Origin of the sequence: Acidihalobacter prosperus, from assembly GCF_000754095.2 — a bacterium.
GTDB lineage: Bacteria > Pseudomonadota > Gammaproteobacteria > DSM-5130 > Acidihalobacteraceae > Acidihalobacter > Acidihalobacter prosperus.
This window is the reverse complement of record NZ_JQSG02000001.1, coordinates 367,215-380,392: the sequence shown is the minus strand read 5'-3', so window position 1 is coordinate 380,392 and position 13,178 is coordinate 367,215. Positions and strand designations below refer to the sequence as shown.

Sequence of the window (13,178 nt, the reverse complement as noted above, 5' to 3'; positions counted from 1 at the left end):
CTCACCTGCTGTTGCGCTTGACGTGCCGTAGCAGGCGTTTTTTCTTGTGCGCCTGATGAGGCGTCAGGGTATTGCGCCGTCCGGCAAACGGGTTGTCGCCGGTCTTGAATTCGAGCGCCACCGGCGTGCCCACCAGTTTGAGCGCCTTGCGATAGCCATTGGCCAGATAGCGTTTGTATTCGCCGGGCAGACGCTCGGTTTGATTGCCGTGGATCACGATCGTGAAAGGCCGGTGCCCTCCCAAATGGGCATAGCGAAGCTTTATTCGTCTGCCTCGCGACAACGGCGGCTGGTGCGCTGCGACCAAGCCTTCCAGTAGGCGGTTGAGTGCCGCCGTGGATACCTCGCGATGCGCGCTGTCGTCGGCCCGATGCGCCGCAGCCAGCAGATGCCCCACACCGGTACCGTGCAAAGCGGAGATGAAATGGCGTTCGGCGAAATCGAGGAAGGTCAGGCGCAGGTCCAAACCTCGGCGCACGTCGGCCCGTTCGTCGGCGGTCAGGCCATCCCATTTGTTCACCGCCACCACCAGCGGCGCACCCGCGTCGAGGGCGAGTCCGATCAGATGGGCATCCTGCTCGGTCACGCCGGCGCGGGCGTCAAGCACCAGGACCACGACATCCGCCGCATTGATCGCCTCCAGCGCCTTGACGATGGAGAATTTCTCCACCATCTCATTGACGCGCGCGCGGCGGCGGATACCGGCGGTATCCACCAGCACATAGCGTCTGCCGTCGCGTTCGAAGGGTACGTCGATGGTGTCCCGTGTGGTGCCGGGACGGTCGAATACCACCACCCGATTCTCGCCGATCAGACGATTGACCAAGGTCGATTTACCGACATTGGGACGCCCCACAAACGCGATGCGCGTGCCCTCCTTGCTGCGCGGCCGCGGCATATTGCCCCTGCTTGCAGCCGACGCATCCGCCACCGATGGATCGTCCGTTTCGGCATCCGTCCAAGCTTCGCTTGCCGGGCCCGGTATCACGCGTTCGATCAGACGCTCCAGGCCGCTGCCGCGGGTGGCCGAAATCAAAAGCGGTTCGCCCAAACCAAGACGATAAGCCTCGGCCAGGGCAGCATCAGGCGTCGTGGTATCGACCTTGTTCACGACCAGATACACCGGCTTGCCCATAACCCGCAATTCCGCGGCCAGCGCTTCGTCACCGGCGGTCACACCGGTTCGACCATCGATCAGCAGCAGCAGATGAGTCGCCTCGCGCATCGCCGCGCGGGTCTGCTCGCCCATCAGCGCATCGATGGCATCCGTTTCTTCGCCGAGACCACCGGTATCGACCACGAGGTAGTCCCGGCCACCGAGGCGGCCGAGTCCGTATTTACGGTCGCGCGTCAAGCCGGGCAGATTCGCGACCAATGCGTCGCGGCTGCGGGTCAGGCGGTTGAACAGGGTCGATTTGCCCACGTTGGGCCGCCCGACCAGGGCGAGAGTGGCTTGCATGGCTATGGATTGCCTTGGACTCAGAACGGTGAAATGGCCGAATGGCCCTGGGAGCCGGAATGTCCGGCCTGATCCGCCTTGGTCGACGGTTTGCCGATACGATACATCGCCAGCGTGCCGTCCGCAGCCTGGACATAGAGGTTATCTCCGCGGACCACGGGCGGCGCATCGATCGCGGCGTCGGTCAGATGCTTCCGCGCAACGAATGCGCCGTCCTTGATGGACAGGAAATGCAGATAGCCCTGATAGTCGCCGACGACCAGATATCCGCCCACGATGACCGGCACGGTCGCTTCGCGGAAACGCAGGGCGGACTGCTTCCACAGCGAAGCGCCGGTCGCCAGATCCAGCGCCCAGACGGCGCTGTGCGAATCGGTCACGTAGACCGCCTTGTCGCCGACCGTCAAACCGACATAGGAAGACATCGGATGCGACCACAACAGCTGACCCTTGCCAAGCGTGGCGGCCACGACACGTCCGTGATAGCTCGCCGCAAACACCACGCCATCAATCACGTCGATGCGGCCGCTGACGTCCACCATCCGCTGCAATTCGGAAGCACCGCGCGGCTCGGCGACGCGCAACTGCCACAGTGGGGTGCCGTCACTCAGACTAAAGGCGGCGATCTGGCCCGTCGAGAACCCGGTGACCACGGTATTGCCGCTGATCACCGGTGTGGTCTTGCCGCGCACGATGAGGTTCGGCGATTCGATGCCCTGATTCCAGATCACGTTGCCGGTGCTGACATCCAGCGCAACCAGTTTGCCGGCATTCGTGTGGACCACCACCTCGCCCTGCGCCGGTTTCGATATCGCCATTACCTCGCTACCCAGCTGGGTCTGCCAGAGCACACCGTGGGTCTTGATCGACACCGCGATCAGCTTGCCGTTTTGGCCGCCCACAAACAGCATGTCCTCGCCGCCGCTGACGCCGGCCGTGAGACGCAGGCCGACCTTGACACTCCAAAGTTGGTTGCCGTTGTCCGCCTTGAACGCGGACAGACGCCCGGCCTGATCGGCGGCATACAGCACGCCCTCGTGCAGCCACGGACGCAGGCGCAGCAGATAACCGTGATTGCCGTTGCCGATTGAGGTCTCCCAAACCTGCTTGACTGGCAGGCTAGACTTGATTGGTTTCAGCGGTTCCGGCGGGCGGGTATTGACCGGTTTTTCGAAGAGACTGCAGCCGCCAAGCCCCAGGGTTGCGAACATCGCGAGACCGACGATTGCCGCCTGCCGAACAATACCTTGCATGGTCATTTGCCTCCCTGAGCCGCCGGCGCCGGCAATGCATCGAGTTTCATTTCGAGGTCGCGCGTCGGTAGCCCCATGGCCTGGGCGCCCGCCAACGCTTCTTCATAGGCGTTACGTGCCTTTTGCCGCTCGCCCTTGGCCAGCCAGGCATCGCCTCTGAGCGATTGGGTCAAAGGTAGATAGGCCTCGCCGAAGCCGCTGGAAAGCAGCTTAAGCGCCTCATCGGGCTTTTTATCCGCTATCAGGACGCGCGCAAGGCGCAGCGCAGCCAGTTCACGCAACGCTTTTTGCGAGCCGTGGTCCACCACCCAGCGAAGCCGTTCGGCAGCCTGGTCGAGATGACCGTCCATGACCGCCTGTTTGGCCAGCATGAAGGCTGCCAGGGACGCGTAAGGCGTGCCACTGAAACGTTTGATCAAATCCACGGCCTGTCCCGGCCACCGCTTGTCCTGGTGCTGTCGATTGGCAGACAGCATTTGGCTGTACAGCGCGGAAGCCTTCTTGTCTTCGCGCGCCTGATAATAGGCCCAGCCCTTCCAGGCGAAGAACCCGATCAGCCCGGCCACCGCCGCCAGCGCCAGCCATCGGCCATAGCGTCGCCACCAGTGCTTGGCCGCCTCGAGTTCCTCGTCTTCCACGTGGTATGCCGTCATGAAACCGTGTTCTCCTTCGCGCACAGCGCCAACAAATTCGTCACCAGTTCGGTTTGCGTCACACGTTGCTGGGGCTGTTCGCCCTGCAACGGCTTGAGCGTCGCCGTAGCGTCGCGCAGTTCATCCTCGCCGAGAATCACCGCCACGCGGGCGCCATACTTGTCAGCACGCTTGAGCTGGGCCTTGAGATTGCCCTCACCACAGTGCGTCAGCACGCGCAAAGACGGCGCAGCCTCGCGCAGCGACTCCATCAGGCGCATCGCGACGGCGCGCGCGTCCTCGCCCAGACTCAGGCAGTACACGTCCGGAGTCTCCTCCGGCGGCAACAATCCCTGGGATTCGAGCAATGCCAACAGGCGCTCCAGGCCCATAGCGAAACCGCATGCCGGCGTCGGCCTGCCGCCCAGTTGCGGGATCAGACCGTCATAGCGCCCGCCGGCACAGACCGTGCCCTGCGCACCGAGATCGTCGGTGACCCACTCGAACACGGTGCGCGAATAGTAATCCAGGCCGCGAACCAGCCTTGGGTTGATCTCGTAGGCGACGCCGTTGTCGTCCAACAGCCTGCGCAGGCCGTCGAAATGCCGACGACTTTCCTCGTCGAGCGCGTCCAGCAGGCTCGGCGCGTCGGCCAGCACGGCGCGCGTGTCCGCGTCCTTGCTGTCCAGTATGCGCAGCGGGTTGCTGTCGAGCCGCCTGCGACTGTCATCGTCGAGCGCATCGAGATGATTGCGCAGGTAGGTGGTCAGCGTCTCGCGGTAGCGCATGCGCGCTTCAAGACTGCCCAACGAGTTGATTTCGAGGCGCAGGCCGCGCAGGCCGAGTTCGCGCCAAAGCCGCGCGCTGAGCAGAATGACCTCGGCGTCTATGTCGGGGCCAGCCATGCCGTAGGCCTCGACGCCTAGCTGGTGGAACTGGCGATAGCGCCCCTTCTGCGGGCGCTCGTGCCGGAACATCGGCCCCACGTACCACAGGCGATTGAGCTGATTGTGCAGAAAACCGTGTTCGATACCGGCACGCACGCAGCCCGCCGTGCCCTCGGGACGCAGGCTCAGCGATTCGCCGTTGCGGTCCGCAAAGGTGTACATCTCTTTTTCGACGATGTCGGTCACCTCGCCGATCGAGCGCGCGAACAGTTCGCTCTTCTCGACGATCGGCAGGCGGATCTGGCGATAACCGTATGCATCGACCACGCGTTGCGCGGCGGCTTCAAGGTGGCGCCAGGCCGAGGCCTGCTCGGGCAGGATGTCATGCATCCCGCGAATGGATTGTATGCGCTCGCCCATGGGATTCCTTTCGTGTTTTAAGGGCTCGTTCCGGTACCGCCGGCATCGGACGGCACCGACACCTTGAATCTCGCGGTGTGGTTGGCGCGGATATGCGGGGCGATATCCACGCGCTGTCCATCGATGCTCAGTTGCACGCCCTGCGCGTAGCCCAAGAACACGGAAAACGGCGCGCTGCCAGTCAGCAGGCGATGAGTGCCGGCATCGAGTAAGCCATACACCAGCTGTTGTCCCTTGGCATCGTCGACTTGGACCCAGCTCCGATGCGTGAGGTTCAGCTGCAGCCGCGCCTGTCCGGCCGGTGTGGCGGCCGATGGTGCCGCGGTTTCGCCGGCGACTACGGCCGGTGACGGAGAGACGCTGGGTGGAATCGGCACGGTGGCCGTCTGCGGCATCGCCGTGGTCGAGGCTGTCGGTGCCGTTGCCGTCGTCGGCAACGGTAGCGTCGGGGCGATGGCAGGCGTGGGCGCGGCCGGCGCGGCGGTGCCCGACGCGCTCGAATGTTCGGCGACCGGCGGGTTCGTATCAATTGATTGGTCGTGGGTATACCACCAGGCTGCGAGCAGGATCAAGACCAGCGCGATCGCACTGCCGAAGGCATAGACACGTCCGCGCAAGGCCATGCGGTCGTTCATCTCCACCGCCGGCTTCAGCTCCGGCTCGGCAGGATGAGCCTGAGCCCGGTAGGCATCGATGAGTACCCGCACATCGAGTTCGAGCAATTGCCCGTAGGCTCGCAAATAACCCTTGATATAGGCCGGGCCGGGCAACGCGTCAAAGTCGTCCGATTCCAGGGCCCGCACGACGCTGGTGTCGAGATGCAGGTGTCGGGCAACGTCTTCAATACGCAGGTCCAGCGCCTCGCGGCGCAGACGCAGACGCGTGCCTATCGGCTCGTGCCGGGCCTGAGATTCTGGTAACGGCTGGTTGCGTTCGTCATCCATGTCGTCACTGATTTTGCAGCAGGGCGCGTGCCTGCGGCGAATTGGGGAACATGCGGTACAGATCGCGTGCGCAGTCGGCTGCCCCGTTCATATCACCCACCTCGCGCTTGACCTTGAGGCACAGGGCAAGGATATCCGGCGTATAGCGCGCCTCGCCGGTGATGCGTCCCAGATAGGCGTCTGCCTTCTGGTTGTCACCTTGCTCCGAAGCCAGTTTTGCCAATTGATACAAGGCTGGCGCGAAACCCGGCTGTACCTTGAGCGCCTGTTCGAAGCGTTGTTCGGCCAGCTTCTTGTCACCCTGGCGCACGGCGCAGACGCCGGCATTGGCGTAGGCGTATTCGGGCGTGTTGTATAGCGGATTGCTCCAGGCGTCCTTGAACTGCGCGTAAGCTCGGGTGTAATGCTCCTGCTCGCAGAGGAAGACGCCGAAATTGTTGTGCACGTCGCCGTCGTTGGGCTTGAGCGCCACGGCCTTGGAAAAGTTCTCCTCGGCCTCGTCGTTGCGCCCCAGGCGCTGCATCAGCAGGGCATAGGCGTTGCGCACGACGGAAGAATTGGGGTCCTGGCTCAGGGCGCGCTTGAGCTTTTCGTCGGCCAGCTTAAGATTGCCCGTCTGCATGTAATCGATGCCGAGCTGTGCGTTGAGCACGGCAGCCCGATGCTGCTGGGCCTCCGCCTTGCGCTCCTGCGGCGAGGTCGCACATCCGGCAAGCGTCGCCAAGGCGGTGATGATCAGGAATGGGCGAATCCGAGCGAGGCCATATCTCATACGGTCAGATCCTGTTCCAGGCGCGCAAAGCGCAAGGCGCGGCGGCTGCGATCCTGCACCTTCCCGGCCAGCTGACCGCAGGCGGCATCGATGTCGTCACCCCGCGTCTTGCGGGTAATCGTGGTCAGGCCTGCGGCGATCAGGATGTCGCGGAAGCGATCGATCGTTTGTGGGTCCGAGCGCGTGAATCGCGTTTCCGGAAACGGATTGAACGGGATGAGATTGACCTTCGACGGCACGTCGTGCAGCAGGCGTACGAGTTCGCGGGCATGCTCGGGACTATCGTTGACACCCTTGAGCATGACGTATTCGAAGGTTACCCGCTGCTTGTGCTTCTTGCCCTCGACGAAACGGCGGCAAGCCGCCAGCAGATCCGCAATCGGGTACTTGCGGTTGAGCGGCACCAGCTGGTCGCGCAACGCGTCGTTGGGTGCATGCAGTGATACCGCGAGACTCACGTCGAGACGGTCCTTGAGACGGTCCATCGCCGGGATCACGCCGGAGGTGCTCAGCGTGACACGTCGCTTGCCGAGACCATAGGCCAGATCGTCCATCATCAGATCCATCGCGTCGATGACCGCATCGTAATTGAGCAGCGGCTCGCCCATACCCATCAGCACCACGTTCGTGATCACGCGCGAGCGGCCTGGATCGGGCTGCAGATGCCGCTTGGCCACCCACAGCTGCGCGACGATCTCAGCGGCACTGAGGTTACGGTTGAAACCCTGACGCGCGGTGGAACAGAAGGTGCAGTCGAGCGCACAGCCAACCTGCGATGAGACGCACAGGGTCCCACGACCGTCATCCGGGATGAACACGGTTTCGATGCAATTGCCGTCATCCAAGCGCAGCAGCCATTTGCGGGTCCCATCTGCGGATGCCTGCTCCATCACCACTTCCGGTGCCCGCACCTGCGCCTCGCCGGCAAGACGCAGGCGCAGGGCCTTGGCCAGATCGGTCATTTCCGCGAAGTCGGCGACACCATGATGATGCATCCACTTCATCACCTGACGCGCGCGAAACGGGGCCTCGCCCCGCTCGCCGAAATAGGCTTCGAGCGCTTGTCGGGGCAAACCCAGCAGATTGGTTTTCGCGTCAGGCGACATGGCAGTGACTCAGCGCGTCCGCGCGCAGAGTTCATCCGGACCGAAGAAGAAATTCACTTCCTGGGTCGCCGTCTCGACGGCATCCGAACCATGCACCGCATTCTCGTCGATCGAATCGGCGAAATCGGCGCGAATCGTGCCCGGCTCGGCCTGCTTGGGATCGGTGGCGCCCATGATCTCGCGATGACGGGCGACGGCATTCTCGCCCTCGAGCGCCTGCACCATCACCGGCCCGGAAATCATGAAGTCGACCAGATCCTTGAAGAAGGGACGTTCCTTGTGCACGGCATAGAATGCCTCGGCCTGCTCGCGCGACAGGTGCAGCATACGGGCGGCAACGATTTTCAGTCCGGCGCGCTCAAAACGGCTATAGATTTCGCCGATGATGTTCTTGGCCACCGCATCAGGCTTGATGATGGATAGCGTACGTTCAACCGCCATTGATTCGATACTCCCTTTTGTCGATAAATAACTTGCTAGACGCCATAAAGTTTGTCGCCGTCTATCGTATACCCATGCGAAGAACCCGCGTCTGGCGCGGGTTCTTCGTGCCCATAGGGGCGGTAAGTTTACTCGCTGTCAAGCCACCCTGACAACGCACTAGCCACGCTCTTCCAGCCAGGCCATCTGAATGGCCTCCAGAATACGCTCATTCGAATGCTCGGGATTGTCTTCGAACCCATCCAGATCGCAAACCCAGGCGTGCAGATCGGTGAAGCGCACATAGCGAGGATCGACGTCCGGATGGGCTTCGTCCAGCGCAATCGCGATCTCCAGCGTGTCCTTCCAGCTCAGCGTCATCGGCGCCAACCTCGTCCGTCAGTGGTTTTCGGAAACCAGATTGATGGTGTAGCGCGGAATCTCGATCTCGAGATCCTCATCGCCGACCACACTCTGGCAACTCAGCCGCGAATCGGGTTCGAGCCCCCAGGCCTTGTCGAGCATATCCTCCTCGTCTTCGGTGGGCTCGTTGAGCGAATCCATACCCTTGCGCACATAGACGTGGCAGGTCGTACAGGCGCAGGCCTTCTCGCAGGCATGTTCGATTTCGATGCCGTGGCCAAGCGCGGCATCGCAAATGGACGTGCCGGCAGCGACTTCAATCACCTTGCCCTCCGGGCAGAGCGTGCTGTGCGGCAAAAAGGTAATACGCGGCATGTGATCTCCTAAGCCCCCTGTTGCGGCCGCGTTGGCGGCCGCCATTGGTCAAAATTCGTCGACGCGGTGCCCGGACATGGCACTGCTGATCGCCGTATCCATACGTCTTGCGACGAAATCGCTGCTGGCGTGCTCGACTGCCTCGATGGCGCTGCGGATGGCCTCCGGATCGCCGCTATCACGGCAGCGCACGAGCGCCTCTCTAGCCGACAGAATGACGGTACGTTCGTGCTCGGATAGCAGGCGCTCGCCGTCTGTCGCCAAGGCCGCGTCAAGCGCCTCGATGACCCGATCCGCCTCGACCTGCTCCTCGCGCAGCCGGCGCGCGAGCATGTCGTCTCGCGCATGCTCGATCGAGGCTCTGAGCATGCGTTCGATTTCCTCCTCCTCCAGTCCGTAGGAAGGCTTGATCTCGACGCCGGCCTGAACGCCGCTGGTCAGTTCCTCGGCGGTCACGCCGACCAGACCGTCCGCGTCGACCTGGAATGTCACGCGGATGCGCGGTGCACCGGCGACCATCGGTGGCAGACCGGACAGTACGAAGCGGGCCAGCGAGCGACAATCGTCTACGAGTTCGCGTTCGCCCTGCAGCACGTGGATCGCCATCGCGCCCTGGCCGTCCTTGAAGGTGGTGAATTCCTGCGCGCGCGCCACCGGAATCGTGGTGTTGCGGGGAATGATTTTCTCGACCAGCCCGCCCATGGTTTCGATACCCAGCGACAGCGGGATCACATCCAGCAATAGCAGTTCGCCGTCGGGCTTGTTGCCCGCCAGGACGTCGGCCTGGATCGCCGCACCCACGGCCACCACCTTGTCCGGGTCGATGTCCACGCGGGGCGCGCGCCCGAAGAACGATGCGACGCGTTCGCGCACACGGGGCACTCGGGTCGAACCGCCCACCATGACCACGTCGCCGATCGCCTCGCGTTCAACGCCGGCATCGCGCAGTGCGCGGCGGCAGGCCGCGAGTGTCTTCTGGATCAGCGGGTCGAGCAGGGTGTCGAGTTGCTCGCGGGTCAGATGCCCCTGCCAGTGACGCTCATCGCCCAGATCGAGCGTGATCCCAACGCTTTCGACTTCCGTCAACGCTTCCTTGGCGGCACAAGCCTCGCGCATCAGGCGACGCATGGTCCGATGATCCGCATCGCCCCCAAGACCGGCTTCCGCCATGATCCAGGCGGCAATTTCTCGATCGAAATCGTCGCCGCCGAGTGCGCTGTCGCCGCCGGTGGCCAGCACCTCGAAAACGCCTCGATTGAGGCGCAGGATGGAAATGTCGAAGGTGCCGCCACCCAGATCGTAGACCGCGATCAGGCCGTCCCCGCCCTGATCCAGGCCATAAGCCACCGCGGCAGCGGTGGGTTCGTTCAGCAAACGAAATACATTGAGCCCCGCCAGCCGTGCCGCGTCCTTGGTCGCCTGGCGCTGCGCGTCATCGAAATAGGCCGGCACCGTGATCACGACGCCGGCGAGTTCGCCACCCAACGCCGCTTCGGCGCGCGCACGCAAGCTGCGCAGGATCTCGGCGGAAACCTCGACGGCCGTCACGTCACCGGCGTCGGTGCGTATTCTCGGCACCACCGATTCGCCCGGTGCAAACCGGTAAGGTACATGGCCGGCAAGCGTCTTGAGGTCGTCAACGCCACGCCCCATCAGGCGTTTGATCGAAGCCAGGGTGTTGAGCGGGTCGTCCGCGGCATCCATCTTCGCGGCGGCGCCGACGATCGGCTCGCCGTCGGCGCGGTAACGCACCACCGAGGGCAGGATATGCCGCCCTGCTTCGTCGGCGAGCGTCTCGGCTACGCCGCTGCGCACCGAGGCCACCAGGGAATTGGTGGTTCCAAGATCGATGCCCGCCGCCAGACGGTGGGCGTGGGGCGCGGTCGACATGCCGGGTTCGGCGATCTGCAGTAATGACATGGCTAGGTGATTTCTGTCGCTTCGGGTGATTGGATTCAGTCGCCCTGGTCTTCCAAGCGCTCGGCCATACGGTTGGCCTCGTCGAGCAGGCGTGCATAGAAACGCAACTGCAGAACGGTACGCTTGGCGTCCTCCAGGCGGCCCGTGGCATAGGCTGCAGCGAAGCTTGTGTACAGTCCGTCCCGTTCGCTACGCAACTCGCGCATCAGATCTTCCAGGGCGAACAATGGCTCGGACGCTTGCGCGGTTTCGGCCAGCGCTTCGCGCAGGGCCATCTGGCGCATCAGGAAATCCGGATCCGCGGTCGTATCGCGCTCGTCGTCGAAAGACACGCCCGCGAGCTCCAGCAGATAACGCGCGCGTCGACCCGGCTCCTTCAAAGTCTGGTAGGCCTCGTTGACCCAAGCCGATGCCTGCACGGCAAGGCGGCGGTCGCGCGCCTCGCCGCCGGCATGACGGTCTGGATGATACAAAGCCTGGAGTTCGCGGTAGCGGGTATCCAGCGCTCCGGCATCGACATCAAAGGCGCGCGACTGGCCGAACAGTTCGAAATAGTCGCGTCCCAGATCGAGCCCGCTCAGCGCCATCGTGCCAATCCGCCATCAGACATTGAAGCTTTCGCCGCAGCCGCAGCGGTTCTTCTCGTTCGGGTTGCTGAACTTGAAGCCTTCGTTGAGGCCCTCGCGGACGTAGTCCAGTTCGGTCCCATCGAGATAAACCAGGCTCTTGGCATTGATCACGATCTTGACGCCGTGATCGTCGAAGACCTCGTCGCCTTCATCAAGCGCATCGGCGAACTCCATGACATAAGCCATGCCGGAGCACCCCGTGGTCTTCACGCCCAGGCGCACGCCCACGCCCTTGCCGCGTTTTTCCATGAAGGTCCGCATGCGGTTCGCCGCCGCCTCAGTCAGGGTAATCGCCACAGACTTCACCTCCGTCGTATCCGCAACGCCATCGATCAAGCGGACTGAGCGTTCTGGTTATTGTCGTTTTGTTTGCCCTGGTAGTCGGCGATGGCGGCCTTGATGGCGTCCTCCGCCAGCACCGAGCAATGGATCTTCACCGGTGGCAGCGCCAGTTCCTCGGCTATCTGCGTGTTCTTGATCTCGCCCGCCTCCGCCAGCGTCTTGCCCTTGACCCATTCGGTCAGAAGGCTCGAGCTGGCGATCGCCGAACCGCAGCCGTAGGTCTTGAACTTGGCGTCTTCGATCACGCCCGCGGCGTTGACCTTGATCTGCAGCTTCATCACGTCGCCGCACGCCGGCGCGCCTACCATGCCCGTGCCCACGCTCGCGTCGCCCTTGTCCAGGGTGCCCACGTTGCGCGGGTTCTCGTAGTGATCGATTACCTTGTCGCTGTATGCCATCTTTGCGTCCTCCGTGTCCCGTGTCCGTCCGCCCTCAGTGGGCGGCCCATTGAATGCTCTTGAGATCCACGCCGTCCTGGTACATCTCCCACAACGGCGAAAGCTCGCGCAGCTTGCCCACCGCCTGGCGCACTTCGGCAATCGCGTGGTCGATCTCCGCAGCCGTGGTGTAACGCCCGATCGAGAAACGGATGGAACTGTGCGCCAGTTCGTCGTCCCGGCCCAGCGCGCGCAGCACGTAGCTCGGCTCAAGACTCGCCGAGGTGCACGCCGAGCCGGAGGAGACCGCCAGGTCCTTGAGCGCCATCAGCAGGCTCTCGCCTTCGACGTAGGCAAAACTGACGTTGAGAATGCCGGGGTAGCCGTGCGCCAGGTCGCCGTTGAGGTAAACGGCCTCGAGGTCGTTGACCCCGGCCCACAGCCGGTCGCGCAGGCCGCGGATGCGCTCGAGGTCGGCACCCATCTCCTCGCGCGCCAGCCGCGCCGCCTCGCCCATGCCGACGATCTGGTGCGTCGCCAGGGTGCCCGAGCGCATGCCGCGCTCGTGCCCGCCGCCATGCATCTGCGCCTCCAGGCGCACCCGCGGCTTGCGCCGCACGTACAGCGCACCAATGCCCTTGGGGCCGTACATCTTGTGCCCCGAGAGACTGGCCAGGTCGATGTCCAGGGCCTGCACGTCCAGCGGCACCTTGCCGGCGGACTGCGCGGCATCCACATGCAGCAGGATGCCCCGCGCACGGGTCAGCGCGCTCACGGCTTCAAGGTCCTGAATCACGCCGATCTCGTTGTTGACGTGCATCAGCGACACCAGCACGGTGTCCTCGCGCAGCGCCGCCTCAAGCTTGCCCAGATCGATCAGGCCGTTCGGCTCCGGATCGAGATAGGTCACCTCGCAGCCCTCGCGCTCAAGCTGCCGGCAGGTGTCCAGCACCGCCTTGTGCTCGGTCTTGCTGGTCACCATGTGCCGGCCCTTGCGCGCGTAGAAATGCATCACGCCCTTGATCGCAAGATTGTCCGACTCGGTCGCGCCGCTGGTCCACACGATCTCCTTGGGATCGGCATTGATCAGCCCCGCCACCTCGGCGCGCGCGCGCTCCACCGCTTCCTCCGCCGACCAGCCAAAACAGTGGCTGCGCGACGCCGGATTACCGTACACGCCCTCTCGCGTCAGATAACCGCACATCACGTCCGCCACTCGACCGTCCACCGGCGTCGTCGCCGCATAGTCCAAATATATCGGCGTCTTCACTTCGTCCAT

Annotated in this window: 15 protein-coding genes; all 15 read right to left on the bottom strand. The window is 63.7% G+C overall.

From position 1 onward, the window contains the following. Position 1 precedes the first annotated feature (1 nt). Positions 2-1,459 carry a ribosome biogenesis GTPase Der gene (gene der, locus THPRO_RS01875; RefSeq protein ID WP_038091950.1) on the bottom strand — a complete coding sequence of 486 codons (1,458 nt, stop codon included), beginning with the start codon at positions 1,457-1,459 and terminating at the stop codon, positions 2-4. A 20-nt stretch (positions 1,460-1,479) separates the two neighbouring features. Next, positions 1,480-2,712, bottom strand: a complete 1,233-nt coding sequence (bamB, locus tag THPRO_RS01870) for an outer membrane protein assembly factor BamB (protein WP_065089246.1) — start codon at positions 2,710-2,712, stop codon at positions 1,480-1,482. Positions 2,713-2,714: 2 nt separating this feature from the next. Further along, positions 2,715-3,365 carry a YfgM family protein gene (locus tag THPRO_RS01865; protein ID WP_052064554.1) on the bottom strand — a complete coding sequence of 217 codons (651 nt, stop codon included), beginning with the start codon at positions 3,363-3,365 and terminating at the stop codon, positions 2,715-2,717. Next, entirely contained in the window at positions 3,362-4,651 is a 1,290-nt protein-coding gene (gene hisS / locus THPRO_RS01860; protein ID WP_052064553.1) for a histidine--tRNA ligase, read from the bottom strand. The genes THPRO_RS01865 and hisS overlap by 4 nt, the downstream gene beginning before the upstream one ends. A gap of 17 nt (positions 4,652-4,668) precedes the next feature. After that, positions 4,669-5,595, bottom strand: coding sequence for a helix-turn-helix domain-containing protein (locus tag THPRO_RS01855; protein WP_038091948.1), 927 nt, complete (start codon positions 5,593-5,595; stop codon positions 4,669-4,671). 4 nt (positions 5,596-5,599) lie between these two features. Beyond that, on the bottom strand, positions 5,600-6,367 hold the full coding sequence (gene pilW / locus THPRO_RS01850; RefSeq protein ID WP_065089123.1) for a type IV pilus biogenesis/stability protein PilW: 768 nt from the start codon (positions 6,365-6,367) through the stop codon (positions 5,600-5,602). Next, positions 6,364-7,473 (bottom strand): 23S rRNA (adenine(2503)-C(2))-methyltransferase RlmN, encoded by a 1,110-nt coding sequence (gene rlmN / locus THPRO_RS01845; protein WP_038091945.1) that lies wholly within the window; start codon positions 7,471-7,473, stop codon positions 6,364-6,366. The genes pilW and rlmN overlap by 4 nt, the downstream gene beginning before the upstream one ends. A gap of 9 nt (positions 7,474-7,482) precedes the next feature. Further along, positions 7,483-7,914 (bottom strand): nucleoside-diphosphate kinase, encoded by a 432-nt coding sequence (gene ndk / locus THPRO_RS01840; RefSeq protein ID WP_038091936.1) that lies wholly within the window; start codon positions 7,912-7,914, stop codon positions 7,483-7,485. A gap of 159 nt (positions 7,915-8,073) precedes the next feature. Next, positions 8,074-8,268, bottom strand: coding sequence for a Fe-S cluster assembly protein IscX (gene iscX / locus THPRO_RS01835; protein WP_456236352.1), 195 nt, complete (start codon positions 8,266-8,268; stop codon positions 8,074-8,076). Between the two features lie 24 nt (positions 8,269-8,292). Further along, a complete protein-coding gene (gene fdx, locus THPRO_RS01830; RefSeq protein ID WP_038091931.1) occupies positions 8,293-8,631 on the bottom strand; it encodes an ISC system 2Fe-2S type ferredoxin in 339 nt (112 codons plus the stop codon). 48 nt (positions 8,632-8,679) lie between these two features. Then, a complete protein-coding gene (gene hscA, locus THPRO_RS01825; RefSeq protein WP_065089122.1) occupies positions 8,680-10,551 on the bottom strand; it encodes a Fe-S protein assembly chaperone HscA in 1,872 nt (623 codons plus the stop codon). 35 nt (positions 10,552-10,586) lie between these two features. Further along, positions 10,587-11,138, bottom strand: a complete 552-nt coding sequence (gene hscB / locus THPRO_RS01820) for a Fe-S protein assembly co-chaperone HscB (RefSeq protein WP_038091928.1) — start codon at positions 11,136-11,138, stop codon at positions 10,587-10,589. 15 nt (positions 11,139-11,153) lie between these two features. Continuing rightward, on the bottom strand, positions 11,154-11,477 hold the full coding sequence (iscA, locus tag THPRO_RS01815) for an iron-sulfur cluster assembly protein IscA (RefSeq protein ID WP_038092085.1): 324 nt from the start codon (positions 11,475-11,477) through the stop codon (positions 11,154-11,156). A 35-nt stretch (positions 11,478-11,512) separates the two neighbouring features. Continuing rightward, a complete protein-coding gene (gene iscU, locus THPRO_RS01810; protein ID WP_038094189.1) occupies positions 11,513-11,920 on the bottom strand; it encodes a Fe-S cluster assembly scaffold IscU in 408 nt (135 codons plus the stop codon). Between the two features lie 34 nt (positions 11,921-11,954). Next, complete coding sequence (locus THPRO_RS01805) at positions 11,955-13,178, bottom strand: IscS subfamily cysteine desulfurase (RefSeq protein ID WP_065089121.1); 1,224 nt, start codon at positions 13,176-13,178, stop codon at positions 11,955-11,957.